Annotated in this window: 22 protein-coding genes and 1 tRNA gene; 14 read left to right on the top strand and 9 right to left on the bottom strand. The window is 43.2% G+C overall.

The features are described from left to right. Positions 1–4: 4 nt before the first annotated feature. Positions 5–925 (bottom strand): tRNA (adenosine(37)-N6)-dimethylallyltransferase MiaA, encoded by a 921-nt coding sequence (gene miaA / locus F0P94_RS11920; protein ID WP_150904121.1) that lies wholly within the window; start codon positions 923–925, stop codon positions 5–7. Then, positions 901–2,001: a glycosyltransferase gene (locus tag F0P94_RS11915; RefSeq protein WP_150904120.1), complete on the bottom strand. Its 1,101-nt coding sequence runs from the start codon at positions 1,999–2,001 to the stop codon at positions 901–903. The genes miaA and F0P94_RS11915 overlap by 25 nt, the downstream gene beginning before the upstream one ends. A gap of 154 nt (positions 2,002–2,155) precedes the next feature. Here F0P94_RS11915 and F0P94_RS11910 point away from each other — a divergent pair, with 154 nt between their 5' ends. From F0P94_RS11910 to F0P94_RS11885, 6 genes are all read left to right on the top strand, one after another. Then, positions 2,156–7,372, top strand: coding sequence for a PAS domain S-box protein (locus F0P94_RS11910; RefSeq protein WP_150904119.1), 5,217 nt, complete (start codon positions 2,156–2,158; stop codon positions 7,370–7,372). Position 7,373: 1 nt separating this feature from the next. Continuing rightward, complete coding sequence (locus F0P94_RS11905) at positions 7,374–7,751, top strand: response regulator (protein ID WP_150904118.1); 378 nt, start codon at positions 7,374–7,376, stop codon at positions 7,749–7,751. Between the two features lie 15 nt (positions 7,752–7,766). Beyond that, entirely contained in the window at positions 7,767–8,042 is a 276-nt protein-coding gene (locus tag F0P94_RS11900) for a hypothetical protein (RefSeq protein WP_150904117.1), read from the top strand. Continuing rightward, positions 8,039–8,800 carry an MBL fold metallo-hydrolase gene (locus F0P94_RS11895; RefSeq protein WP_150904116.1) on the top strand — a complete coding sequence of 254 codons (762 nt, stop codon included), beginning with the start codon at positions 8,039–8,041 and terminating at the stop codon, positions 8,798–8,800. Before F0P94_RS11900 ends, F0P94_RS11895 begins: the two co-directional genes overlap by 4 nt. A gap of 203 nt (positions 8,801–9,003) precedes the next feature. After that, positions 9,004–10,569 (top strand): NFACT RNA binding domain-containing protein, encoded by a 1,566-nt coding sequence (locus F0P94_RS11890; protein WP_150904115.1) that lies wholly within the window; start codon positions 9,004–9,006, stop codon positions 10,567–10,569. A 146-nt stretch (positions 10,570–10,715) separates the two neighbouring features. After that, positions 10,716–12,329 carry a T9SS type A sorting domain-containing protein gene (locus F0P94_RS11885; protein ID WP_150904114.1) on the top strand — a complete coding sequence of 538 codons (1,614 nt, stop codon included), beginning with the start codon at positions 10,716–10,718 and terminating at the stop codon, positions 12,327–12,329. 144 nt (positions 12,330–12,473) lie between these two features. On the opposite strand, the gene F0P94_RS11880 is transcribed toward F0P94_RS11885, so the two are convergent. The 3 genes from F0P94_RS11880 to F0P94_RS11870 all read right to left on the bottom strand — a co-directional run bounded on the left by F0P94_RS11880 (position 12,474) and on the right by F0P94_RS11870 (position 14,388). Then, positions 12,474–12,556, bottom strand: a tRNA-Leu gene (locus F0P94_RS11880). A gap of 211 nt (positions 12,557–12,767) precedes the next feature. Beyond that, complete coding sequence (locus tag F0P94_RS11875) at positions 12,768–13,976, bottom strand: hypothetical protein (protein ID WP_150904113.1); 1,209 nt, start codon at positions 13,974–13,976, stop codon at positions 12,768–12,770. Between the two features lie 67 nt (positions 13,977–14,043). Next, on the bottom strand, positions 14,044–14,388 hold the full coding sequence (locus F0P94_RS11870; protein ID WP_150904112.1) for a hypothetical protein: 345 nt from the start codon (positions 14,386–14,388) through the stop codon (positions 14,044–14,046). A 607-nt stretch (positions 14,389–14,995) separates the two neighbouring features. On the opposite strand from F0P94_RS11870, the gene F0P94_RS11865 reads away from it, so the two are divergent. The 4 genes from F0P94_RS11865 (at position 14,996) to F0P94_RS11850 (ending at position 18,235) form a co-directional block, all read left to right on the top strand. Then, positions 14,996–15,223, top strand: a complete 228-nt coding sequence (locus tag F0P94_RS11865) for a hypothetical protein (protein ID WP_150904111.1) — start codon at positions 14,996–14,998, stop codon at positions 15,221–15,223. Between the two features lie 107 nt (positions 15,224–15,330). Beyond that, the gene (locus F0P94_RS11860) at positions 15,331–15,957 is read left to right on the top strand and encodes a hypothetical protein (RefSeq protein WP_150904110.1); all 627 of its coding nucleotides are present in this window, start codon (positions 15,331–15,333) and stop codon (positions 15,955–15,957) included. A 233-nt stretch (positions 15,958–16,190) separates the two neighbouring features. Further along, a complete protein-coding gene (locus F0P94_RS11855; RefSeq protein ID WP_150904109.1) occupies positions 16,191–16,664 on the top strand; it encodes an SRPBCC family protein in 474 nt (157 codons plus the stop codon). A 491-nt stretch (positions 16,665–17,155) separates the two neighbouring features. After that, positions 17,156–18,235: a T9SS type A sorting domain-containing protein gene (locus F0P94_RS11850; RefSeq protein WP_150904108.1), complete on the top strand. Its 1,080-nt coding sequence runs from the start codon at positions 17,156–17,158 to the stop codon at positions 18,233–18,235. On the opposite strand, the gene F0P94_RS11845 is transcribed toward F0P94_RS11850, so the two are convergent. After that, positions 18,229–18,438, bottom strand: a complete 210-nt coding sequence (locus F0P94_RS11845) for a hypothetical protein (protein WP_150904107.1) — start codon at positions 18,436–18,438, stop codon at positions 18,229–18,231. The genes F0P94_RS11850 and F0P94_RS11845 overlap by 7 nt on opposite strands. Positions 18,439–18,474: 36 nt before the next feature. Here F0P94_RS11845 and F0P94_RS11840 point away from each other — a divergent pair, with 36 nt between their 5' ends. From F0P94_RS11840 to F0P94_RS11825, 4 genes are all read left to right on the top strand, one after another. Then, the gene (locus F0P94_RS11840; RefSeq protein WP_150904106.1) at positions 18,475–19,971 is read left to right on the top strand and encodes a phage integrase SAM-like domain-containing protein; all 1,497 of its coding nucleotides are present in this window, start codon (positions 18,475–18,477) and stop codon (positions 19,969–19,971) included. Between the two features lie 240 nt (positions 19,972–20,211). Continuing rightward, the gene (locus F0P94_RS11835) at positions 20,212–21,741 is read left to right on the top strand and encodes a 3'-5' exonuclease (protein WP_150904105.1); all 1,530 of its coding nucleotides are present in this window, start codon (positions 20,212–20,214) and stop codon (positions 21,739–21,741) included. A gap of 5 nt (positions 21,742–21,746) precedes the next feature. Beyond that, positions 21,747–22,427: a DarT ssDNA thymidine ADP-ribosyltransferase family protein gene (locus F0P94_RS11830; protein ID WP_150904104.1), complete on the top strand. Its 681-nt coding sequence runs from the start codon at positions 21,747–21,749 to the stop codon at positions 22,425–22,427. After that, the gene (locus F0P94_RS11825) at positions 22,427–23,953 is read left to right on the top strand and encodes an ADP-ribosylglycohydrolase family protein (RefSeq protein WP_150904103.1); all 1,527 of its coding nucleotides are present in this window, start codon (positions 22,427–22,429) and stop codon (positions 23,951–23,953) included. The genes F0P94_RS11830 and F0P94_RS11825 overlap by 1 nt, the downstream gene beginning before the upstream one ends. Positions 23,954–23,969: 16 nt before the next feature. Here F0P94_RS11825 and F0P94_RS11820 read toward each other — a convergent pair whose 3' ends face one another. Genes F0P94_RS11820 through F0P94_RS11810 form a run of 3 tightly spaced genes read right to left on the bottom strand, consistent with a single transcriptional unit; the run spans position 23,970 to position 25,496 of the window. Continuing rightward, positions 23,970–24,617 (bottom strand): hypothetical protein, encoded by a 648-nt coding sequence (locus F0P94_RS11820; protein ID WP_150904102.1) that lies wholly within the window; start codon positions 24,615–24,617, stop codon positions 23,970–23,972. Positions 24,618–24,639: 22 nt separating this feature from the next. Then, on the bottom strand, positions 24,640–24,891 hold the full coding sequence (locus F0P94_RS11815) for a hypothetical protein (RefSeq protein ID WP_150904101.1): 252 nt from the start codon (positions 24,889–24,891) through the stop codon (positions 24,640–24,642). Further along, positions 24,891–25,496: a hypothetical protein gene (locus tag F0P94_RS11810; protein ID WP_150904100.1), complete on the bottom strand. Its 606-nt coding sequence runs from the start codon at positions 25,494–25,496 to the stop codon at positions 24,891–24,893. Before F0P94_RS11810 ends, F0P94_RS11815 begins: the two co-directional genes overlap by 1 nt. Position 25,497: the final 1 nt, after the last annotated feature.

Below are 25,497 nucleotides of genomic sequence, written 5' to 3'. Positions count from 1 at the left end.
TTTTTTATTTCGGCTGTTTCATTTCGGCTTCGATATAGGCCAGAATCTCGTTTTCCTGAGAAGCTTCGAACCATTTAAATCCCTGATCTTTTCGGAACCAGGTTAACTGGCGTTTGGCGTAGCGGCGGCTGTTGCGTTTGAGTAATCTTACGGTTTCCTCCCAGTCGTATTTGCCTTCCAGGAAATCGAATATTTCGGAATAGCCTACCGTTTGCAGTGCCTGGTGGTTTTTATACGGCAGCAGCGCTTTGGCTTCTTCCAGTAAACCCTGCTTCAGCATCAGATCCATGCGGAGGTCTATGCGCTGGTAGAGTTCTTCCCGGTCGCGGGCAAGGCCTATTTTGATTATTTGGAAGGGACGTTCTTTTTTCTGTTGGCTCCGGAACCAAGAATAAGGCTTGCCGCTGGCCAGGCAAACTTCCAGGGCCCGAACCACCCGTTGCGGATTGGCTTTATCTACCTGGGCGTAATATTCCGGATCGAGCTTTTCCAATTCCTGCACCAAAACTTCAAGTCCTTCTTCTTCGAGCCGCTTGTTCAAACTTTCCCGGATCTCCGATGCTACTTCCGGCATTTCATCCATGCCTTCGCAAAGGGCGCGCACGTAGAGTCCGGAGCCGCCTACCAGAATTGCTATGTCTTTTTCCTGAAAAACCCGGTCCAGAATTTCCAGCGCATCCGCTTCGAACTGACCGGCATTGTACTCTTCGGAAATGGAATGCGAATCGATGAAATAATGCTTCACCCCTTGCTGTTCTTCCGGCGTAGGTTTGGCCGTACCGATGTGCATTTCCCGGAAAAACTGCCGCGAATCGGCCGAAAGAATTACGGTATCGAAGTGCTTTGCCAGCCGGATGCTCAGGTCGGTTTTCCCGACGGCGGTGGGACCGGCTATCACGATCAGGAATTTTGCGGGGCTTGCCATAAGTGTGCGTAAAGGGCCAGTAATTTCTTTTCTTCTTCTTGCCAGTTCAGTTCCTGCCGCGCGGCCAGGCAGTTTTTTACAAGTTCTGCGTACCGTTCCTCATCCGTCAGCAAAGTGGTTAAAGCAGTTTTCAGTGCGGTTTTTTCCAGCGGAATGGTCAGGCCCACGTGGTAGCGGTTATTCAGGGTTTCGTACTCCGGGAAATTGATCGTTACCTGGGGAATACCGGCGTGCAGGTAATCGAAAAATTTGTTGGCCAGCGAATAGTAGTAACTTAGTCCCCGGTTTTCCAGCAGGTTCACCCCGATCCAGGCCTGCCGGGTGATCTCTTCCAGTTGGGCCGGCAGCACGTACCCTAGAAATTTCACTTTGTTTTGTAATTGCAGTTTTTCGGCCCGGTTTACCAGTTCTTCCAGTACATCGCCTTTGCCACAGATCCAGAGTTCCGCCTCTATTTCCGGCATCACGTCCAGCAGCATTTCCAGGCCACGGCCGGCATTGGTAGCGCCCTGGTAAAGAATGTAACGAACCGGCTTAACCGGAATTTCCTGCGCTTTTAATACCGTTATGTTGCGGATTACCTGAAAGGGAAAACCAAATTTCTGCTCAAACAAGCGCGCCAATGATTCGGTAACGGTATAACGGAGGTTTGCTTTTGGGATTATAAAGCGCTCAGCTCCTTGCCAGAGTTTTTGGATTGCAGGGCGGCTGACTACCTCCGGCACTTCGGAAAAATATTCGTGGGCATCGAACACGAAGGGCTTGCCGGCGAGTTTTGCTTTCAGCCAGACCGGGAAGGCCGTATCCAGGTCGGCGGCGCAAAAAGCATCGGCCCGGCGTAAGAGCAGGTAGAAAAACAAGCGGATATTATATTCCAGGTAAAAGAATTTGCCTTTGCCGAAAAAACAATTGAGCCGGTGTTGCCGGTAAATCCGGGGTTGCAGGGGTTGGGAGATCTTCCACTTTCTGCCTACCAGCTCTACCGCGTACCCGTTGGTTGCCAGGCTGGTACAGATACGCTGCATCCGCTGGTCGTAATTCAGGTCGGTGGTAACGGCAAACAGAATTTTTTTCATATTTTCGAACCAGAGAAATTGCCCCGGAACCAATCGGGCTTTAAACCCGGTTAAATTTGCACGAAGGTTATTTTTTTGCGAAGTTATAAGCTTTTATCTAAATCTGTTTACTTTCGTCCGGCCGGCAACTTCCTCCGGAAAATACCATTATCCTATGAATCACGCCTTGCTTTCCGATACCCAGGTTGCCCAAAAGCTCATTCAAACCGTTAAGCCTTTCCAGTCGCCGGAAAAAATGCTGGTTATCTGCAACCAGGATGGCCTGATTCTGGCGGCCGGCCCGGGCGCAATAGCGTATTTTGAGCTACCGGAAAAGTATGCCGGCCAAAGCCGCTTATGCGATTATTTATCAGAAGATTTTCAGGAAGCCTTAAGAACCACCCAGGGCACAATTACCGGGAGCACTACTTTTTCGGGCCGGAATAATACGGTTCTTTCCTATTTTGTGAAGCCGGTTCAGTTCGAAAACAGGGATTTTCTGGCACTGCAACTTTGCGACAGCCTCGAACATGCCGCTGCTTTGACAACTACGCCAAGCAATGCCGATCCGTATCATGTACTTTTCGAAAACACCGACCTGGCAATTTGTATTCTGAGCCGGCGCGGCGAATTACTGGAACTGAACCGGGCCGCTCTGGCTCTGGCCGACAGGGAAAGAAACGAAATAATCGGCAAACCATTATCCAAAATTCTGGACCTGAACTCTTACGAGCTTTCGTTCCTGCTTAAAAACCTAAGCCAGGCCCTGAACGGGAAACCGCAAAAATTCGGCTGGTGGCTTCGTAACCGGGACGGGGAACTTGTTTCCGTGGAAGTAATTTTAAAAGCCGGTATGTTCGGCGACCGGCAGGTAATTATCTGTTCGCTGGCCAACCTTTTCGAAAAAGCCGATACCGAGAAGAATATCCTTTTCCGCAACCACCACCTGGAGTTTGTAAATTACCTGCTGGCCAACCTGGCGGTTTTTAAAAACACGGAGGAAATTCTTCGCTTTACGGTAGAGCAGCTCATTGAACGCACCGATGTAATTGGCGGCGGCACGTACTACTTTTCCGAAGAAAAAGAAGCCCTGGAGCTTTGCTCGAGTTGCGGCCTTTTCACCGAACTGCTCTCCCCTTTCGAGGAAATTCCCCTGGAGAAAGAACTGATCGAAGAACTTACCACCAACCACCGCAAACAGGGTATTAAAAAAATTACCCGGAAATTACGGGAGCTGCTGCCAGGCCGGGCCCTTATCCTGATGCCGGTCTGCACCGATTCCGAATTCGTAGCCCTGAACCTGCTTTTCATCCGGAACTTCCAGAAAATAACGCCTTCTTTTATTGCGCTTATCGATTCCATCGGGCACGGCATCGGCACATACGTTTCCAAGCTGGTGCTGCACGAAGAACTTTCGGCGTCCAAAAGTAAATACGAAGCGCTTTTCGAATCTTCCTACGACGGTATTTTCCTGCTTTACAACAACGTAATCGTCGATTGCAACGATACTACCATGCAGCTTTTCGGCTACCAGAAAAGCGAGTTGCTGGGCAAAAAACTGGAAGAGCTTTCGCCGGAACTTCAGCCCGACGGCCGTTCTTCGAAAGAAAAAGCCTCCCGTATTATTAAAGAAACCCTGGAAACCGGCAGTTCCCAGTCTTTTGAATGGAAAGTAAAGCCGAAGCAAGGCACGCTGATCGATACCGAAATAAGCGTGAGCCGGATCTCGCTAGAAGGGCATTTTTACATTCAGGCAAACGTGCGCGACATAACCGAACGGAAGCTGGCCCAAGCCGCCCTTCGCCGGGAGGAAGTAATGCGCGAGTCGATGCAGCAGTTCCGGATTTTCCTGGAGAAAGTTAACCTTTCCTACATCAGCATTAATACCAAAGGGAACCTGGTAGCCGTAAACGATTATTTTTTAACGTACACCGGTTATACCCGCGAGGAAATTATCGGCCGTAACTACTTCGATCTTTTTTTACCGGAAAGTGAAAAAGAACTTCGGAAACAGAATTTTGCCCGTTCCATTCAGGAGAAAAGCCTGGACCAGTATTTTGAGCGCGAACTGGTTACTAAAAGCGGTCTGGTAAAAGTGCTGAAATGGCACAGTGTTTTCGAAAAAGACAACGAAGGCAATATTACCGGCCTGACCAGCGTAGGCAAAGACGTGACCGACCGCAAGGCCGCCATAGATGCCCTGAAAGATAACCGCAGCCGCCTGCAGGACCTTTTCGACAACGCCCACGACCTGATCCAGAACACTTCGGTAGACAACAAATTCATCTTCGTGAACCGGGCCTGGAAGGAAAAACTGGGCTACAACGATTTCGATATTGAAAAGCTTACGCTCAACGATATTGTGCACCCGTATTACAAAGCCAAGCTTATTTACCAGCTCCGGAATCTGTACAAAGGCGAAGATGTAAACAAGATCGAAACCGTTTTCCTGACCAAAAGCGGCAAACCGGTACACCTGATCGGGAGTTTGAGCTGCAGCTGGCAGGAAGGCAAGCCGGTAGCTACGCGCGCCATTCTGCACGACATTACCGACCGCATCAAGGCCGAACGGTTGCAGAAAGTTTACTATTCCATTGCCAACCTGGCCATCAGCAGCAAAGACTTAACTTCGCTTTACGGCGCCATTCACCGGGAACTGAGTAAGATCATCGAAACCAATAACATTTACATTGCCCTTTGCAACGAAGATAAATCCGAGCTCAACTTTGTTTACCTCGTAGATCAGTACATCAGCAATGCGCAATCCATTATAACGCAACCGTTTGCCAAAGGTATTTCCGAATTCATTATCCGTTCGGGCAGGCCGCTCTTTTTATTGAAGGAAGATTTTGAACAGCTTATTGCCGAAGGAAAAGTGGAGCCGCACGGGCAGATCCCGGAAGTAATGCTTTGCTCCCCGCTTTCGATCGAAGACCGCATTATTGGCGTAATTTCGGTGCAGGATTATAAAAAGCGGGATGCCTATATCCATACCGATATCGAGATCCTGCACTTTATTTCGAACCAGGTGGCACTGGCCATTGAGCGTAAACGGAACGAAGAACAGATAAACAAACAGAATGCCCGCCTGAAAGCTATTTTCGAGAGCGGCTCTCATATGATGTGGTCGGTAAACCGCCAGTGCGAGATCACATCTTACAACCAGAACTTTTATCATTCCTTCTTTAACCAGCCGGCCGATCAGGCCTTGCCAACCGGAAAGTTAAGTCTGGCTACCCTGCCTTCGTTCTATCAGAAAGACCTGCAGGAATGGGAAGATCGCTACGTAAAGGTTTTTGAAGGCAAAAATCAGCATTTCGAACTAAACATCACCGGTACCGACGGCAACGATTACTGGCGCGAAATATACCTGAACCCGATCTATCTGCAGGACGGCACCTTTGAGGAGGTTTCCGGAATTGCGCTCGACATTACGGAAAAAAAACTCTCGCAACTGGCCCTGGCTACCAGCGAAGAAAAGTTCCGCTCCATTTTCGAATCGTTCCAGGACCTGTATTACCGCACCGACCCGGAAGGCTTTATTATACTCATGAGTCCGTCGGTGCAGGAAATGCTGGGTTATACGCCTCAGGAAGTGGTAGGCATGCACAGCCTGCAACTCTATGTAGACGCCGGAGAACGGCAGGCCCTGATCGATACCGTAAAAAAGGCTGGTAAAGTCCGCAACTTTGAAGTAGCGCTGAAAACCAAACGCGGCAAGGTGCGAAAAGTGCTGATAAATGCCCGGAGCCTTAAAGATGAACAAGGCAACCCGCTGGGCATGGAAGGCGTTTGCCGCGACGTAACCGAAATAAAACAGATCGAGGCCGAACTGATCCGGGCCAAGGAAGTGGCCGAAAATTCGTTACAGGCCAAAACGCTTTTCCTGGCCAACATGAGCCACGAATTGCGCACGCCTATGAACGGCATCATCGGCATGATCGACCTGCTGCACCAGACCATTATTACCGAAGAACAGGCCGAGTACGTAGATACTTTACGAAAATCTTCCGACGCATTGCTGGCCATTCTGAACGATATTCTGGACCTTTCCAAGATCCAGGCGGGCAAGCTGGTGATGAACGAACAGGGCATCGACCTGTTCTATACCCTCGATAAAATTTATTCCTTATTCTATAACCGTGCCAGCCAGAAAAGTCTCGATTTCACTTTAACCATAGATCCGGATACGCCGCGCTTTATCGTTACCGACGAAACCCGTTTCCTGCAAATTCTTTCGAACCTTACTTCCAACGCCATAAAGTTTACCAACAGCGGGGAAGTGAATATTTACGTGAAGAAAAAGCGGGAACTGAAAAACGGTGCCTTCCAATTGGAAGTTAAGGTACAGGATTCCGGAATTGGCATTACCGAGGAAAACAAAAAACTGCTTTTCACCAACTTCACCCAGCTCGATGACACTTCTACCAAATCGTTTGGCGGCACCGGATTAGGGCTGGCCATTTCGAAGCAGTTAAGCGAACTGTTGAGAGGAGAAATTGGCGTGAATTCGGTTTACGGCGAGGGAAGTACGTTCTGGTTTAACATTACCACCCGCGAAGCCGAAAACGTGGAAGAGATCCTGAATAACCTGCAGGCCTTTAAAGAAACGTTTACCGGAACCGAACATTTCCACCACGAGCCGTATGTACTGCTGGTTGACGACAATCAGATAAACCAGAAAGTAGCCCTGAAATTACTTGGTAAACTGGGTTGCCGTTGCGAGGTGGCCTCGAACGGTTACGAAGCCATAGACTTAGCCACTTCCCGAAACTACGACATTATTTTCATGGATATCCAGATGCCGGAAATGGACGGCGTGCAGGCCACCACGGAAATAAAAGCAATTCTGCAGGAAAAGTGTCCGCCAATAGTTGCCATGACGGCGTATTCGATGAAAGACGATGCGGAGAAATTCATGAATCAGGGCCTGGACGATTACGTTTCCAAACCAGTAAAAACCACCGATCTGTATAACGTGATCCGGAAATGGCTGGGCGAAGAGGCCGGCCTGAACCAGCAGGAGAACATGCCTGAAAGCAAGCCGGAGGAACAATTGGATGTGCATGTGTTGATCCAGTTAAAGGAACTGGGCGGCGCCGACTTTGCCGAACAATTGTATACCGATTTCGAAACCGAAGCCGGCGAACTATTGACCGATGCTAAAAAAGAAGTTGATGCAAAACATTACAAAGAGATTTTAAGTACATTGCATCAGATTAAAGGTACGGCATCTACTTTGGGCCTGAACCCCATGGCACAGACGGCCAAGCAACTGGAGCACGACATTAAAACGGGCGAACTGGAAACGGTACCCGCCGGCTTCGAAAAACTGTTGCAGCAATACCGGCAATTTACCCAAACGTATAAGCACTTTATCACTCTAAATTAATATGGCAGATTCTAAAACCATCCTGATTGCAGAAGACAGTTCCGTTATTCTGAACCTGACCCGTAAGATCCTGGAGCTTCAGAATTACAATATTATTGCGGCCAAAAACGGCAGCGAGGTTATGAAAACCATTGAAAAGCAGGACGTAGACGGCATCCTGATGGACCTCAACATTCCCGGCAAAGACGGCATGACCTGCACCCGCGAGATCCGCAACAACCCGGACCCGAAGATCTCCAGCATTCCGATCATTGCCGTAACCGGTAACGCCAACAACTATTCGATGGAAGATTTCAAGAAGGCGGGCATTAACGCGTACCTGCCTAAACCGGTAGATTTCGACATGCTGGTGCAAACCGTAAAACAGTATATTTCTTAAGTAAAAAAGTATTGCATGGAGCTGAAGTACACGCGCCATTTTTTAACCAAACTTGAAGACCTTTTTGCCGAATCGGATTACATGCTCCGCTACGAGAAAGGCAACTTTAAAGCGGGTTACTGCGTGCTGAAAGATATGAAAGTGGTGGTGGTAAATAAATACTACGCCCTGGAGGGAAAGGTAAATTGCCTGTACGAGATCCTGCGGAATATTACCATCGACACCAGCCGGCTGAGCGAAAAAAATCAGGAGTTCCTGGCTGAAATCCAAAACCAGGCCGACGAATCGTGAAAGTAACGTTGCTTGGAACCGGTACTTCGCAGGGCGTTCCGGTAATTGCCTGCGAGTGCCCGGTATGTCATTCCCTCGATTACCGCGACAAGCGTTTGCGTGTATCCGTGCACCTGGAAGTCAACGGCAAAAGCTTTATCATCGATTCCGGCCCCGATTTCCGGCAACAGGTCTTGCGCGAGCGCATCAAAAAACTCGATGCGCTCGTGTTTACCCACGAACACAAAGACCACACCGCCGGCATGGACGATATCCGCGCCTTCAATTTCTCCCAGCATAAAGACATGCCGGTCTATGCCGAAGAACGGGTAATTAACCAACTGCAAAAAGAATTCAGTTACATCTTTTCCGGCATCAATTACCCCGGCATTCCGCGCGTACAGCTCAACCCGATTTCCGAAGAACCCTTCGAGATCGAAGGCGTAACCTTCACCCCTATCCGGGTGCAGCATTACAAACTTCCGGTGCTGGGTTTCCGGGTAGGGAACTTCACCTACATTACCGACGCTAACTTTATTTCCGCCGAAGAAAAGAAAAAGATAAAAGGTTCCGACGTAATTGTGCTGAATGCCCTTCGCCGCGAACCGCACATCTCCCACTTTTCGCTTTCCGAAGCCGTTCAGATTCTGGAAGAACTGCAACCCAAACAAGCCTATTTAACGCACATCAGCCACCTGCTGGGTTTCCACGCCGAAGTAGAAAAAGAACTCCCGGAATTCATCAAACTCGGCTACGATGGGCTTCAATTTAATTGCTAAATGGTTTAATGGTTAAATTGTTTAGCTAAATTGTTTAATGGTTAAAGTGCTAAATTGCTGGTCATCTAAGAGTTAGTAATTTCTTCGATCAAGGCTCTCCTGTTTCAGGTTTTCACCTTACTGTTTTAGTTTTTTTTCGGAATTTACACCATTAACTTTTAACAAACAGCCTCCAACAATTTAGCCATTAAACAATTTAAAAAGTGCACCTGAACTACTACTTCCTGAAACAGCTGAGCGGGGCTTTAAAGAGCAGACTTGTTGGCTTTAAGCTGGCCGAATGTTTCAGTCAGGAAAAGGATGAACTGGTGCTGGGTTTTACGAACGGGCAGGAAGATTTTTACATCAAGGCCATGCTGACTTCCGGCTTTTCGGCCTTGGCTTTTCCTGCCGATTTCCACCGCAAGCGCCAGAATACGGTAAACCTTTTTCCGGAACTTATCGGGCAAACCATAACCGATGTGGTGCAGCACAAAAATGAACGGAGCTTTTATTTCAGTTTCTCGGAAGGGTTTACGCTGCTGTTTAAAATGTTCGGCAACCGCTCTAACCTGGTGGTTTTTCAGGACCGGCAACCGGTAAGCCGTTTCCATAAAAAATTCCCCGACGATTTTCTGCTGAACCCCTGGGCCATGGACCGGGAATTTCAAATAAACCCGGAAGATTTTCCGCTTTCCTTAAAGTACCTTCAGAAACTGGTGCCAACCCTGGGCGACCTGCCGCTGATCTGGCTTCAGGAAAAACAGTTTGAAGAACTACCCGGAAATGAGCAACAGAAACTTTTTTCGGAACTGCTTCAGCTTTTAGAACAACCGGATTATTACATTATAGAACTGGAAGGCAAGATCCGGTTAAGCTTGTTGCCGCTTGGGCAGGAAATTGCCTGGTACAAAGACCCGGTGGAAGCGGCGCAATACTTTACGGTCAAATTCCTTTCTACCCAGTTCTTTTCCACGAATTTCCGGACAATTAAGCAGCAACTGGAAAAACGGAAACATGCCGCTGAACAAACGTTAAGCCAGGTAGAACAAAAACAGCGGTCCTTAAAAACCGATACCAGCTTCTCGCAAACGGCCGATATCATCATGGCCAACCTCAGCAACATTCCGCCCCGCGCCACGGAAGTGGAACTCTACGATTTTTACCAGGACCTGAACCGCACCATAAAATTAAAGTCGAACGAAACGCCGCAAAAAACGGCCGAACGACTTTATAAGAAAGGCAAAAACCAGCAGATAGAATTAAAACTACTGGAAGAAAAGGCCCTCCGGAAAACCGAAGAAATTATTCATCTGGAAGAACAGCTGGAAGCTTTGGCTGGCATTACCGACGTAAAAGGACTGAAGCAATTCATGAAAGCCCATGATTTTTCGACCGAAGCCAAAACCGAACAACCCGAAAGTCCTTTCCGCGAATTCTCATCCGAAGGTTTTAAAATACTGGTAGGCAAAAGCGCCAAAAACAACGACATCCTCACCCAGAAACACACCCACAAAGACGACCTCTGGCTCCACGCCAAAGACGTGTCCGGCTCGCACGTAGTCATCAAATACCAATCCGGCAAAACCTTTCCCACATCGGTAATCGAAAAAGCCGCCCAACTGGCCGCCTACTACTCCAAACGCAAAACCGACTCCCTCTGCCCGGTAATTTACACGCCCAAGAAATTTGTACGAAAACCCAAAGGCGCTGCTCCCGGAAGCGTAGTTGTTGAGCGGGAAAACGTGCTGCTGGTTACCCCGGAAAATCCGTTTGAGCGGAGTTTTTAAATGGTAGAGAATTTAAGCAGGAAGAGCTCTACCCGTAGTTTGTATGTTAACAAAAGTATAATTAGCCAATTGTTTGCTATAATTTATGTTTTGTTTTTAACTTGCAACATCTCTTTAGTTTCTTTCACACCGCTGCTTAATTGTCCATGAAAAGATTTTTAATTTTCGGCCTGCTAGTTTTTTCATTAATTATTTCACCTCAAACCTCAAAGGCCCAAGTTGCACCTGTAAAACAGTGGGATAAAACATTTGGTGGAGATAGCCAGGATGAATTGCTTTCTTTACGCCAAACATCAGATGGTGGCTATATTTTAGGAGGTATCTCAAATTCTGGTATTTTGGGTGATAAAACGCAAATAAATCAAGGACTTCAGGATTACTGGATTGTAAAAGTGGATGCCAACGGAAATAAACAATGGGATAAAACCTTTGGAGGAAGCGCCGAGGATTATTTGTCTGACCTCATTCAAACTCCGGATGGGGGCTACCTTTTAGGAGGGTATTCAAATTCAGGAATCTCGTTAGATAAAAGCCAGGCATCGAAGGGAGATCTTGATTATTGGATAGTGAAGCTGGATGCAATTGGCAATAAACTTTGGGATAAAACAATCGGTGGAAATTCTGTAGATAAATTATTTAGTCTGGCTTTAACTAATGATGGAGGATACATATTAGGTGGGTTTACCGGTTCCAGCCCATCCGGCGATCAAAGTCAACCATTAATAGGTGGCCCTGATTACTGGATCGTAAAGCTGGATGCTGCCGGAAATAAAATTTGGGACAAAATCTATGGAGGAAGCAATGCTGATTGGTTAAATAGCCTCACCCAAACAACCGATGGGGGTTTCATCTTAGGTGGCTATTCTTTTTCCGGTATATCCGGGGATAAAACCCAGCCCTCCCTAGGATACAATGACTATTGGGTTGTAAAGGTAGATGCTAGTGGCAATAAGCTTTGGGATAGAACTATCGGAGGGAGCGGCTCTGATGAGTTAATTAGCTTGGCTCAAACAATCGATGGCGGCTATATACTAGGTGGAATATCAAATTCTGGTACCTCCGGTAATAAAAGCCAAGCCTCTAAAGGAGGGAATGATTACTGGATAATGAAGCTGAGTTCTAGTGGCGCTTTACTTTGGGAAAAATCATTTGGAGGAAGTGCTGATGACCATTTATTAAGCATTGCTCAAACCCAGGATGGGGGCATTATATTGGGCGGAGATTCTCGATCTTATATTTCAGCTGATAAAAGCCAAGATCCAATCGGGGACTATGATTACTGGATATTAAAACTTGATGCGAATGGAAATAGACTGTGGGATAAAACTATTGGTGGAAATTCAACTGATTATTTTCGAAATCTTCGTCAAACCACAGATGGTGGGTTTGTTTTAGGAGGATATTCTTATTCCGTTGTTTACGGCGATAAAAGCCAAGGTTCTTGGGGAAGCACTGATTATTGGATCGTAAAACTAGGCCCTGAAGTACTCGGATTGAAAGAAGGAAAACCCGAAATTAATATTTCCATTTCTCCCAACCCTAACCAAGGCAAATTCCAGCTACAGATCAGCAACCTGAAAAATGCCAAAGCCGAAGTTACCATTACCGACCTTCTCGGACGAAAGATTTTACACCAGGAACTAAAAGCTGCCAATAATCAAATCAACCAGGAACTCACGATTCCGGCAACCAAAGGAATGTATCTGCTTCAGGTTAAATCCGGAGAGCAGGTTAGCACCCGGAAAATTGTAGTGGAGTAAAGTCTAGAAAGTAAATGAGCAAACAGAAAATCCGGTAAACTAAAACTTACCGGATTTTTTCATTTAAAAGCCTTTCGTTTTATAAAGACCAAAAAACAAAAAAAGGTCCTGCCGCTATAAAGCAACAGGACCTTTTGAAGAAAGTGCGCGCGGGGAGATTCGAACTCCCACACCCGTAAGGCACCACCCCCTCAAGATGGCGTGTCTACCAGTTTCACCACGTGCGCAGAACGTAAAGCATTGGCATAATTTCAATGCTTTTGTGGGTGCAAAAATAAGGTTATGCTAATAAACTTCCAAATCCGGGAGAATTTAATTTTAGTTATTCAGGCAAATAATTTCTTACCAATTATTTCTTTAAACCTGAAAGAAAACCGGAGCTCAGAACTTCACAAAGCTTAAAGAGTAGGGCGAGTAGCATTCCATCCAAAAAGTAGCCTAATCCTGGTAAACCTTATAAAATTCCAGCGCAGCTTCCGGTAATTTATCTCTTCGGGCTTTTAATTTCCGGTAAATGCTCGGGGCTGCTTCAGGGTACACTTCTCGGGGATATTGCTTTACCGCATTTTTCAACACCATATCGGTTAAGGCCAACTGTAAATCCTTAGCTGTCTTTATAAATTGCTCCCGCTTTAAATGCTTCAGGAATCTTTCATCCAGCTGCCGGCCGTTGTGAGTGAACCCTTCTACGTCATTATATTCTTCCGTAAAGGAAGTAAATTTCCTGATTCCGATTTTACTGGTTAGCAACGCGGGGATGATGCCATCTTCGTAATATCCGAGTGCCTGGTCGCGGTCTTTGGGCAGGGGCCGGAAAACGGTACCTTTTGGCCCGGAAAAACCCAACCAATCCCATTGCCCGGCATGGCGGTCCCAATCGCTGATCAGCAGATCGAAGAGGCGGCATTTTAAGTAGTAAGCACTTTCTACAGAAGCAGCAGGATCCCGGTCCAGGATATGGAACATCTCTAAGGTAGTATAAAAGCCGGTGAATTTTTCGTTTGGCTGCTTTAAGCTGCTCGGTTCTACATATTTCTGACTGAGGTTAAAAAAGCCGCCTTTATGAATTCCGAAGATTTGAAAAGCAGGATCGCCGGGCATTACAAAAACAACCTGGGGCTGGGTTTGGCGGATGCCGGCCCCACGGGCAAGTTCAGCCACTACCAGGAAAGCGTAAGGATCGGCAGCGGAGATCTGGTCCTGTACAAAACTTCTGACCAGGGTGTACCGGGCAAAAGGTGGCAGCGCAAAAACGGGGTTTTTATCTACCGAACGTAACGCATAAGCAGTACCATTTATATCGGTCAGCGTAAAGCTGATGGTTTGCATGCCTCCTCCCCTTTTCAGAATTTTAAAAAAGTGCGGCGGTTGACCGGTACGGAAAACGGGTACCTGTACGGGCGTTGCCCAGCGTTGGCGGTTATGGTCGCCCAGCCAGAAACGGGCAAAAGCATTACGCTGGTAGCGAAGGCCGGGTGCAGCTACTACACTGTCCTCGGGACCAGTCTGATTTCCTGATATCCGGTGCGTTATTGCCGGTGGTTGTCCGAAATAGGGTCTAAAAAAGGAAAACTGCCAGAGTGCCAGTCCCCCGAAAACAATTACCAGTACGTTGAAAAGTATTCTTAAAAACCGCTTGTTTGCCATATTCTTCCGGACAGGAATACCTGTAAACGGGATTTCCGGAAAAACGCTGCTTTTAGAGGTCTAAAATCTATTCTTCCTCCGTTTTTATGGCGTGCACAAATTCAGATGGACTGCAGCCCCGTTCCAGGAGCATGGCAATGTGCAGGGGATTACTGGTTAACCTTTTGCCGGTCCGGATCGCTTCTTTTTCCAAAGGGTTGCTTTGGCTTGCCTGGATAAAGCTGAAATACCGGTTTTCGATCTTCAGTTTCCGGATCTGGCCGTATTTGTTAAACTCAAACGTAAAGCCCAGCTTTTCCCACTCTTCCCGCGTTTTTATCCGGTCTACGTAAAGCAAAAGGGCATCCGGAAGATCGGCGTACTGGTTCCAGCATTCCAGCAGGTAATACTCCAACCCTGCAGGCTTAGCCATGGCTCCCGGAACTTCCCGTTGAGATTTCAGATTCAAAATACGTTGTAATAGCTTCATCTTTGTAATCAAACTAAATCCTTAAACTACTACCCTGGACTACAAACAAATTGCGGCCGCTGCTACCGGTATCCAGGAAAGACTTTCTCTTTCGTTAATATTCTGGAATACGGCACTGAATCCGGCAAATATACATAAATCAGTTGTTTATCCTAATTATTATTCCCGATTTACAAATTATCGTGCAAATTTCTGGTCTCAGCTTTCTTTAAAATTTACCTCTACTAAAAAGTTTGTCCTGTAAACCATTCGCTTTGCAATGCCCGTTCCTTTAGAACCCAACTCTAAACCCTTCGGCTTTATTATCCTTTTGCATACCAATTTCAGTTCAGGAACCCCTTATTCCGATTCAGCCCTTAGAATTACCTCTTCATAGCTATTCTTTTTTAATTATAAAATAGTGTAGGTAGTTTGGTCAGGCAAAATGAAACGGTTAATCTTTTACGGTTAAACCAGCAAAATGAACTTTTTTAACACGCTAAACATTTAATGCCCTTTAGAAACTCCGCTTAAAAAAAAGTTTTCCGTAAATTAATGTAAGGAAGAACCTATGGAATACATCTCCGCCAATCAGATCAACGTCTTGGTTTACAACCTGCTTTCGAAAGATGTTTCGCACCTTTTACTTTACGAAAACGAAGAAGCATTCTCCAGCCTAATGCAAGCCGGCCTGAAAACCACCCGCAAAGGTTCGGACCTTATGCTTTATATTAAATCGGAGCACGAACTTTACAAGGTCCGCCGGATCACCCAATACCCGCTATTTATAAAATTCTGATTTTAGCGCCGGAAAGTTCCGGATTTACCGCCCCGAGCCGGAAAAGGTTTGTCTGCTTAAAGTTAGGTAGTAACTTTACCAAACTTTAAAATAACCTGTTTGTTTTTATGACAAAGACTAATTCCGGCAGTATGCTCTCACAATTCACCTCTTTGCGCGCCCTTTTACTGGCCGTAGCCTTATTTTCCACTTCTTTCGTGTTCGGCCAAGGTGCCGGCACCATCGGTCTGGGCATAAAAGCCGGCGACCCCACCGGCCTCTCGGCAAAATTCTATCGCAAAAACACCGATATAGAAGTAGTGGTTGGCCGGCCCTATTATTTCAGCGGCCGTTACCACAGCGAAGCTTATTTCCGCAAACGTTTTTATAAAAATGATAAATACAAATATTACAGCTACAGCACCTACGAAGCTTCGAACCCGGTTGCCCTTCAGGTGCATTTTTTAAAAAGCAAAGCCACGAAATCAGCCAAAGAACTTAAATGGTATTTAGGTCTGGGCCCACAACTTCGGGCGCATAAGATCGAGTACCATTATTACGATGAATACCGCCGTTGGTATTCAGACTCCTATACCAACATCGATTTAGGGGTAGACGGTGTGTTAGGTCTGGAATATACTTTTTCGGACCTGCCGTTGAGTATTTTTGCCGATGTTAACTTGTTTCTGGAAGTAGTAGATAATGTTAACCTATACCTGCAGGGCGGCGTAGGCGTGCGGTATAACCTGAAGTAAAACCGTATCTATTTTACCGGAAAAAGCAGGGCTTAACGCGTTAAGTCCTGCTTTTTTATTTGGCAGCACGATCGTTTTTCCCATATGCATTTCTTCCGGCTGCTTTCCTCCAAATTCACTTCTTAATATTTAAACCATAATACCTCATAGCTGTTACCTTCTACCGGATGCTTGGCCGGAAGAATACTGTAAACAGTTTTTCCGGCTGTTTATATAGCGATTTAAGAAAATTCATGGGCGTTTATGTTTTGAAACGGGTTCAGCAATTACCGCTCACGCTGGAGCAAGCATGGGACTTTTTTGCCACTCCTGCCAATCTGAAGGAAATAACGCCGGCTTATTTGGGGTTTGAAATGCTGTCGGATTCCGGTTCCGGCAAAATGTACCCCGGTCAGCTCATTTCCTATTACATTAAACCTTTCCCGGGCATGCGGTTCTTCTGGCTGACGGAAATTACCCACGTAAGGGAACTGCACTACTTTATAGACGAGCAACGTTCCGGCCCTTATGCCTTCTGGCACCACACTCACTTTTTTAAAGAAATTAAGGGCGGCGTAGAAATGACCGACCTCGTGCATTATCAATTACCTTTCGGTTTTCTCGGAAAGCTGGTCCATAAATTCGTAGTAAAACGGCGGCTGAAAGAGATCTTCGACTTTCGTGCAGAAGTGCTGGCTTCCCGCTTTGGCGCCTTTCCGGCACTGTAAATTACCCGGTAAATTCTCAGGAACACTCCCTTCTCAACCTATCTTCTTTTTCTTAATTAAAGGAAAGCAGTTTTCCTTGTTTTCAGCTCAAAGGAAAGAAGCATATCTCATTTTAAATTTGCACAAAAACAATTCAAAAACACCCCTAACCAGACAAGCACAATATAAATTTTTCAAAACTGGCTTAGAGTTTAAAGGTGCTTCCATTTTCTTTTATTACCCTTCCTGAAATTTACCTTTTTCCCCGGCGGCACCCTTGCAATCCCAACAAAAATCCTCCATGTTTTTTAAGCTTTTCCACGCCAACCATTCCCAATTAACGCCATTCAAGCGTTTTTAATTGCACTATTACAATATATCCATATAATCCCTAAAATGGACACTTTTTGGGCACCAACCTCCTTTTCGACGCGGCGTTAAAACCTTCAAAACCGAAATACAAATCACCAAACACTACAATATCGAGTCTAAAACTTTTACTTTTTAAAGCCATGAAAAGAAAATTACTTCCGATTCTTGCACTATTATTTTGTCTTTTTACAAGCCCGGCTTTTGCTCAATCAGGCACTCCCTGCCCGGCCGGCTGCGATACTGACCCGCTTTGCGTAATGGAAGACAACTGTTTCCGGTTCGAATACTATGGCGCAGTAGACCAGGGTAACGGAACCACCCAGATAAAATTCAAGATTTTCAACTCCAGCCGTTACCCGTTTATGCACGTTATGTTCGAGCTTCCGGGCCAGAACCTGCCGGCCGTTTCGCCAAAGTTAACTTACATAAGCCGTTACAAATACAGCGTACAGAACGTCTACGACGACTCCCTCATTAAATTCACCGGCCTGAACACTTCTACTTACCGCTACGATCAGGCCGATGTTTTCCGCTACATCGTAGACAGCGCCACCTTCCATAACGGCGAAAACTCCACCATCGAAGTGTATGCCCAGGCCGGAACCTTGGTAGGTGCTGTAACTTTTAACCTGGAAGAATGCGATGACATGATCATTATACCGTTACCGGTAGAACTGATAAGCTTTAATGGCAGCGCCAGCAAAGAAGGTATTGCCTTAAACTGGGAAACCGCTACCGAAAAAGACAACGCCTATTTCTCTATTCAGCACAGCACCGACGGCCGCAATTTTGAATCGGTAGGGTACGTGGAAGGAAACGGCACCAGCTCAACTAACCACAAGTACAGATTTAACCATACGCAGCCCGCTGGCGGCAAAAACTATTACCGCCTGAAACAAGTGGACCACGACGGCAAATACGCTTACAGCAAAGTGATAGTGGTAGAAAGCAAAGGCGCGCCGTCTTTAAAGCTGACCGTTTATCCGAACCCGGTTACCAACGGCGAACTGAACCTGAAACTGGACCGCGCCATGAACGAGCACGAACTGGCAACCGTAGACCTTCATGACCTGAACGGCCGCCTTATTGCTACCGAGGTATTAAAAGGCAGCCAGACCATTCAGATCAACACCCGCAAACTAAACCTGAAACCTGGGATTTACCTGGTAAACCTGCGGAACGGCAACACGACCAGTCACCAGAAGATCGTTATTCAATAACGGTAGGAATTTAAAATAAAAAAGCCTTTCCTGAAACCAGGAAAGGCTTTTTTATTTTGTGATCCCGCTGGGATTTCTGAAATGATTTTCATCCCTATCAGTTTTATATTTTGGCGGTTTTTTCTTAAATTGCTTAACGCATCACTTAACACATAAACCCTTCTATTAGTATCATTACGCAGGTTTTCAAGTGCGTTAAGCATGAAATTTCAGTGTATAACTAAACTAGGGTAAATATTATGGCAAAACCTATCAAAACAGGTTCAGTAAAAGTAACCACCAGACCATCACGAGATAAACAGAATGTTGCACTATTGGTAAGATACACATATGATTCTAAACCAACTCCATTCAGTTTGGGTATCACGCTGAAACCATCACAATTTGATGATAAGAAACAACAAGTGGTGACCAATTACCCAGACAGTGCCAACATCAACCAAAAAATCAACCAACTTAAAACAGACCTGCTAAATCTTAGTAATAGCTTGGTGGCAAAGAATGTAGAACCTACAGGTTCAGTGGTTAAAGCGGAATATGAACACTTAATAAAGGAGAGAGAAATCCACGCCCAAAAACTAAAAGATAGTTTAAGCGCAAAACGTGCGGTTGCATTGGTGTCTGAAATGGAGTTAATTGAAATAGATGAAAAGGCTACATCATTCAACAATGAAATTCAGATTGAAAAACAATCCATTTTGGATAATCTAAGCCAATTGGGTTTAAATGTGAATATTGATTTTAGTGATGATGCAAAACAATTCAGAGGATTAATATACGAATTCGCAAAAGAGATTACAGGTTTCCCATTAACCGCCACCAAACAAGAGGTTAAGGGCATAGGTGATACTGCAAAACATTACAGAAGTTGGGCAAAAATCACGTTGGAGTTTTTCAAATCCCAACACTTTATTAATTCAGAATTACCGTTATCATTACAACATCTGAACAATAAATTTTACCTGACTTACGCATATTTCCTGATGGATGAAAATGGTAATGATATTAAAAATAACACATTTGGTTCATACATCAAACGGTTCAAACGGTTCCTGAATTGGGTGCAAGATGAAAAGTTAATCCAAATTGATCCCCGATATAGGAAATGGAAAAAACTAACAGAGAAAAAAGAGGTAATCACACTTGATGAAAACGAAATTGAATTGTTGTGGAATGAACCACGGAACCAAGAATACAGGAAAACCATTGATCTGATGGTATTCGGCTGTTTAACCTCTTTGCGTATTTCGGATATTGAAAAGGCAGGTGGTTTTTATGTTGATGGTGATGGAATGTTAAGAGGTAGAACAACCAAAACAGATGGTGATTTTATGATACCAATTGATCTTGATCCACGCATCAAGATCATATTAGACCGTTACAATTGGAACCTTAAACTATGGAGCCAACAGGAATTTAACAGACAGATCAAAGAAGTATTATTTACTCTGTATGTGAAACATAATATTGAACGCAGGAAAATCAACGTATTCCGCAAAAAGCTCACTGAAAAGGATTTGGTTGATCTAAGTGCTTACAAAGAAAACTTGATTACTGCACACTCATTAAGACGTACTTTTGTAACCAGAATGTTTAAGGGTGCAACAGGTAGAAAATGGCGTGAAACTGAAATAATGAAAATGATGGGTTCAACAGATATTCGGGAATTTAGAAAATATTTAGCAATTGATGCAACAGATATTGTTGAACAAGTGAATGAAATGAAAAAAGAATAATTTAAGACAATAAAGCAAATGGAAACCCATCTGATACAACAAGATGGGTTTTTTGTTTTCTTTTCATACATCCTATCAAATTTTCAAAAGACTCTTTACTCACAAAATGCTATCTATAGAATAGCTTATTGTTCCATTTACCCAAAATCCGACATTAAAGGTTGGAATACATAGGTTAAATCTTATATTGCGGACCAACATTAGTTGAATGCCACATTCGTAATATTTAGATAAAGCGTTATGTTAAAAGCCATCACATTAATTGGGGAACAAAAAAGGGTTTTATTCTTACCTCCTACAGAGCCTATACAGATAAAAGGTGTTGCTGGGAGCGGGAAAACAACTGTTGCTCTATACCGAGCTAAACACCTACTTGATACACAAAGCAATCTCTTTCAGGCAGCCAAAGTGGCAATATTTACTTATAATAAAACACTTGCTTCGTATATCATGGCCTTAAGACCATACGTAGGTGGCGGATACCAGAGAGATAGTGATATGTTGTTAGAAACATCTCCTAAAGGTCTAAATGTCGAAGTAACAAATTTTCACCGTTGGGCATACCACTTTTTGAAAGCTAATGGATATTCTAACGTAACTAACACAATTAAGGGAGATGCCCAATTTAATTTAATCAACCAGGTTAAATCTAAGGTTATTCCACTTGGCTCCAGTCTGTCAAAAAAGAATATAGATTTTTTTGTAGAAGAAATTTCATGGATTAAAGGAAAGCTCTTTAATAATATTCAAGAATATATAGATGCAAAAAGGACTGGCCGAGGATCAAATGACCGTGTTACGAAGCAAGACAAGGAATTGATCTGGAAGATATATCAAGGATATGACTCAGAACTCGACAATTTGGACATGTTAGATTTTGATGATTATGCCTTATTCACAATAAAGGCAATCGATAAAAATCCAAGATTTGTCCCACCGTTTACACACCTTATAATAGATGAAGCACAGGACCTAAATAAGGCCCAAATCATTGCGCTATCGAAACTTGTTTCTGCTGAAACCAAAAGTATTTCACTTATCGCAGATGCTGCTCAGCGAATTTATAAAAGTGGATTCACGTGGAGTGAAGTAGGAATAAATGTACGGGGAGGCAGAACGATTGAATTTAAAAAAAATTATCGCAGTACTGTCAAAATTGTAGAAGCAGCTATTTCCTTACTGGAAAAAGAGCAAGACAAGGACGAATTTACAAAGGTCGAAACTGCAAGAAAGGGAGATACCAAGCCCGTTGTAGGTTATTTCTCGAACTGGCAAGAACAAATGAACTACTTACATACCGAATTGGCTAATCTTAAAAAGCTATACAAAGGGATTGTCATCCTTCACAGGAACAGGTATGGGATCAGAGAAATAGAGCAGTTTTTAAACTCAAAAGGTCATTCAGTTGAAGTAGTTTTTAATAATGATGTAAACTATGGAAGTGATGCCATTAAACTATGTACATTATCATCAATTAAAGGTTTAGAATTTGAAGCAGTATTTATATTAGATTGCAATGAAGGTGTAATACCCTATCCGAATGGTTTCAATGAAGAAGATGATGAAGTCCATATATCGACTGAAAGAAGGCTTTTGTATACTGCAATGACCCGAGCAAGGGAAAGACTATATCTACTAAGTAGCGGAGATTCAACGAGATATTTAGCTGAAATTTCAGAAAAATTTGTTGATGTAATTGGTTCAAAGCCAAAAGCAAGACTATCTGCGCCCTTAGTTTATGAAGAAGAACCTGATGACCTTCCTTTTTAACTCAAATGGATAATAAAACTGACTTCGATCATTTCGAAAGGCAAATATCTTCAAAGGGGATTGAATACTTAGTTCACTTCACTCCTACTATAAACCTTCTTAGCATTCTGGAAAATGGCTTTTTATATTCCAGGGCTTACCTTGAGCAACTGGACATTTACCAAACTGATATCTTGGATTTTGTCGAATTCACCGATAAAGTAAGGTATGACGACAAAAATTACATTAACCTCTCACTATCCTTTCCAAATTATTTCCTTTTTAATAAATTTAGGGAACGTACCTCTGATCAGCCTCATATACAATGGTGCGTGCTAAAAATTAACCCAAAATACATTTATCAAAAGGAAACACTATTTGCAGTTACGAATGCTGCTTCCAATTGCGCTAAAAAGCAATATGGCATATCAGGCGACTTAAGAAAATTTGAACAGTTATTTCAAGATAACCTTACAATAAACAGTTTTTCAGGAAGCAGAATAGCATCCAGAGGTAATTTGAAAGCAAAGTATCCTACAGATGTCCAAGCTGAAATATTAGTGAAGGATATGATCAAGTATGACGATGTTTTGGAAGTTTGCTTTAAGGATGCAAAGGATCTTGCTTCGGCGAAAGCTGCGTTGGGCTATCTTGGTACAGAGAAGTTCGTTATTGATGAATCTCTTTTTACATCACAAAGAAACTAATGAAGCCAGAAACTAAATACAAAGGCAGTATTAAATTGGCTGCTATTGGGGACGCCTTAGGCTGGATAACAGAGTTCGAAAAATCTCAGGACTCGATTCAGAAGAAATATAATGCCTCAAGAATCGATAGATTTTTCGATTGGCAAAAAACTGTTGGAGGCAGATTTTTAGGATATACCGATTTCATAAAGGCTGGATCTTACTCAGATGATACCCAACTTATGCTTTCGGTTGCAAGGAGTATCAAGGAGAATGGAGATGTAGATCAACACTATTTTTCAAAGGTTGAACTTCCTAATTGGTTGCATTACGCACGGGGTGGTGGTAGGACAGTAAAAAATGCTGCAATAAAAATTTCAAGAAAATCTGCAAAATGGAATAAAAACTTCTTCACCTTTAAAGTAAAAGATTCAGTTATTGATTATCGGGATAGCGGCGCAAATGGGGCTGCCATGAGAATTTTACCCATTGCACTTGCTAATTTAGGGAATGAAGAAAAAATTAAAGAAGAAATTTTTGCTAATAGTATCATTACTCATGGTCACCCACGAGCAATAATTGGAGCTATACTGTATGGTTTTGCTATCAACCATATTATCCAATTTAGACCTGAAGATTTTAATCCAAATTCATTTATTGCATATTTAGGAAAAGACATTCACCAAAAGTTTCACTTGGCGTTTTTGAACAAGAAATCTTTTCTCGATTGGAAATTAGAATGGAACTCATTTGGAAAAAATTTTGAACATGAGTTTACAGCTACCCTAAATGAAACCCAGCAATATTTAAGAGATTTATATGTTGCTATTCAAAAAAACATCTCTGTCAAAGACACTTTGGTTCAATTAGGTTGTTATGAAAACTCAACTAAAGGATCAGGAATATCTACTGTTCTAGCTGGTATCTATCTTACTTGTATTTTTCATAACAATCCGACAGAGGCAATCAATGAAGCTGTTAATAGTATTGGTAGTGATACAGATAGTATTGCGGCATTCACAGGTGGATTGATCGGAGCTTTACATGGACAAAATTGTATTCCGAAAAAATGGAGTAAGGTACAAGATGAACTCTATTTAGAAGAAATTTCGGCAGGGCTTTTAGCAATCTCGGAAGGGCAAAAAGGAATACTAAAAAAACCAGCAAACCTGGAAGGGAAAAAGAGTTTAAACTCAATAATTGAAGATAATTTTATAGAAAATGAATTAATAACTTTTGATCCTTTAGGTTCGGGAAGCATTAAATACCTAAATCGGCAGAAAACATTAACCTCTGGGAAGTACAACCTAATTCTAGGAGTTGAATTTGAAATAGGCCAATACTGTGTTTTTTCAAAATCCTTTGATTTAAAAAACTATGGCGATTTGGAAAAGGCCAAATCAGAAAATAATGAGTCTATCCTATTTGAAATTGCAGAATCAAAGCTCAGTCTCACTAATTTTAATCAATTGAAATCTTATTTTAAAGATAACAAGAATATCAAACCTGATCTAATTGATTTATTAATTGATATAGTTAAAGGCTAATCCAAACCTTTAGATACTACTTAACTTTTTTATTCCATAAGGCTATCGCTTGGTCAAACTGGATATGATAATCTGCAGTCCACCATTTATATGGATAGATACCAGCTTTGGTAATATTTAAATCAATGATCGTGTTCCAGGATGATACTACTGGTTTATTTCCCGAAGGATCAAGTAAGAGTAATCTATTTATTTGACCTTTAGCGTCTGATTCAAAACCAACGGCAAGCATCCAATGGCCACCTCCTGAATAGTTAAGCCCTATGATTGTGGGGTGGTTTTGCTTAAGATGTTCAAGCGTAAAATTTATTATCTTTTTATTTTTTGAATCTTCAAATTCAATCGAAAGTTGTCCACCATAAGATGCTTTTACGATTTTTTCTAAGTCGTGCAAATGGGTTCCATCTCTAAATAAGGTATTATAGTCATTACCTATATTCTTCAAAAACTTACCAAGTCTTGTTCTTCCATCAGTATTGAAAGACGTTACTTCATCTCTATTTACTAACCCAATACTTAAAAGAGCCATAAGAATGCTATAAGGACCACAAGCCCCATCGATTGACCCTTGGTTTAGAAACACCTCTTGCTTTTCACCATTTTCATTATAAGCTTCAGGCCCACATTCAGTTGTCTCCAATAAATCAATAACATTAATAGGCATATTTTTTTTTGTAATGAAGTTACTAACGCTGGATCGAAGAATTACACACAAGGCAATCTTGGGATTCAATTCCCATTTGCAGGGCTAATTGCTGAGCAACTTCCGATGCAACTTGATAGGTCAGATATCCATTACCTAAGCTCAAAAACCATCGCCCATTTGCATCACCTAAAATATTTCGCTGTAATCCAATTCCATTATTGCAGAAACAGCAATCGCCCCTATGGATTTTAACACTTTGGTTTGGAAAATTTTGATAGATGAAATATGCCATTATGATATTAGTTTTCTTGACTTTTCATTTAACTCATATAGCATCTGAGTAATTTCTTGGCTTTTCCTAAATTTTTCAACCTTAGCAACTATTTGATTTACAAAATTTTGGGTTTCATTGCCAGCATACCATGACAGGTGATCTATGTGGTTGTTATCAAAGTAGGTATCATATGGACTTCCGAAGCTATAATTCCTCCATTCCATAGCTTTAGTGTGTGATTCATATTGCCTATCCACCCTATCGAAACTTGCTAAAAGCATTGAATATTCTGTCTTTAACAAATCATCAATCTTTAAAGAATCAAACCCCACAATATCTTCCAGGTGAAGATGAAATTCAAAACTCCATCCTATTGCCAAACAAAGTGATTTCGGCCCAAAATCTTTTAAATACCATCTAAAATCGTAATCTTTATTTGACCACGGTTCACAAACCCAACCTTCCACAGGGTTTTCGTGAAAATATTTCAACAAAGGCTGCTTTATTTTTTTAAAATATTGCCATTTCAATGCATCCTTTTGATTCACCATATCTAAAAATGCTTGCCATTTCTCAGGACTGTCGAAAACAGCCATTGCTTGGTTTAATAGTTCTTTTTGCATC

This window comes from Adhaeribacter soli (assembly GCF_008727925.1).
Taxonomy (GTDB): domain Bacteria; phylum Bacteroidota; class Bacteroidia; order Cytophagales; family Hymenobacteraceae; genus Adhaeribacter_A; species Adhaeribacter_A soli.
Note: the sequence above shows the minus strand (reverse complement) of the source record. Positions and strands in the feature narration are given on the sequence as shown.

Coding starts and splice junctions, on each gene's coding strand:
- miaA (WP_150904121.1), bottom strand. CDS start 925: ATGGCAAGCCCCGCAAAATTCCTGATCGTGATAGCCGGTCCCACCGCC.
- F0P94_RS11915 (WP_150904120.1), bottom strand. CDS start 2,001: ATGAAAAAAATTCTGTTTGCCGTTACCACCGACCTGAATTACGACCAG.
- F0P94_RS11910 (WP_150904119.1), top strand. CDS start 2,156: ATGAATCACGCCTTGCTTTCCGATACCCAGGTTGCCCAAAAGCTCATT.
- F0P94_RS11905 (WP_150904118.1), top strand. CDS start 7,374: ATGGCAGATTCTAAAACCATCCTGATTGCAGAAGACAGTTCCGTTATT.
- F0P94_RS11900 (WP_150904117.1), top strand. CDS start 7,767: ATGGAGCTGAAGTACACGCGCCATTTTTTAACCAAACTTGAAGACCTT.
- F0P94_RS11885 (WP_150904114.1), top strand. CDS start 10,716: ATGAAAAGATTTTTAATTTTCGGCCTGCTAGTTTTTTCATTAATTATT.
- F0P94_RS11875 (WP_150904113.1), bottom strand. CDS start 13,976: ATGGCAAACAAGCGGTTTTTAAGAATACTTTTCAACGTACTGGTAATT.
- F0P94_RS11870 (WP_150904112.1), bottom strand. CDS start 14,388: ATGGCTAAGCCTGCAGGGTTGGAGTATTACCTGCTGGAATGCTGGAAC.
- F0P94_RS11865 (WP_150904111.1), top strand. CDS start 14,996: ATGGAATACATCTCCGCCAATCAGATCAACGTCTTGGTTTACAACCTG.
- F0P94_RS11860 (WP_150904110.1), top strand. CDS start 15,331: ATGACAAAGACTAATTCCGGCAGTATGCTCTCACAATTCACCTCTTTG.
- F0P94_RS11855 (WP_150904109.1), top strand. CDS start 16,191: ATGGGCGTTTATGTTTTGAAACGGGTTCAGCAATTACCGCTCACGCTG.
- F0P94_RS11850 (WP_150904108.1), top strand. CDS start 17,156: ATGAAAAGAAAATTACTTCCGATTCTTGCACTATTATTTTGTCTTTTT.
- F0P94_RS11845 (WP_150904107.1), bottom strand. CDS start 18,438: ATGCTTAACGCACTTGAAAACCTGCGTAATGATACTAATAGAAGGGTT.
- F0P94_RS11840 (WP_150904106.1), top strand. CDS start 18,475: ATGGCAAAACCTATCAAAACAGGTTCAGTAAAAGTAACCACCAGACCA.
- F0P94_RS11835 (WP_150904105.1), top strand. CDS start 20,212: ATGTTAAAAGCCATCACATTAATTGGGGAACAAAAAAGGGTTTTATTC.
- F0P94_RS11830 (WP_150904104.1), top strand. CDS start 21,747: ATGGATAATAAAACTGACTTCGATCATTTCGAAAGGCAAATATCTTCA.
- F0P94_RS11825 (WP_150904103.1), top strand. CDS start 22,427: ATGAAGCCAGAAACTAAATACAAAGGCAGTATTAAATTGGCTGCTATT.
- F0P94_RS11820 (WP_150904102.1), bottom strand. CDS start 24,617: ATGCCTATTAATGTTATTGATTTATTGGAGACAACTGAATGTGGGCCT.
- F0P94_RS11815 (WP_150904101.1), bottom strand. CDS start 24,891: ATGGCATATTTCATCTATCAAAATTTTCCAAACCAAAGTGTTAAAATC.
- F0P94_RS11810 (WP_150904100.1), bottom strand. CDS start 25,496: ATGCAAAAAGAACTATTAAACCAAGCAATGGCTGTTTTCGACAGTCCT.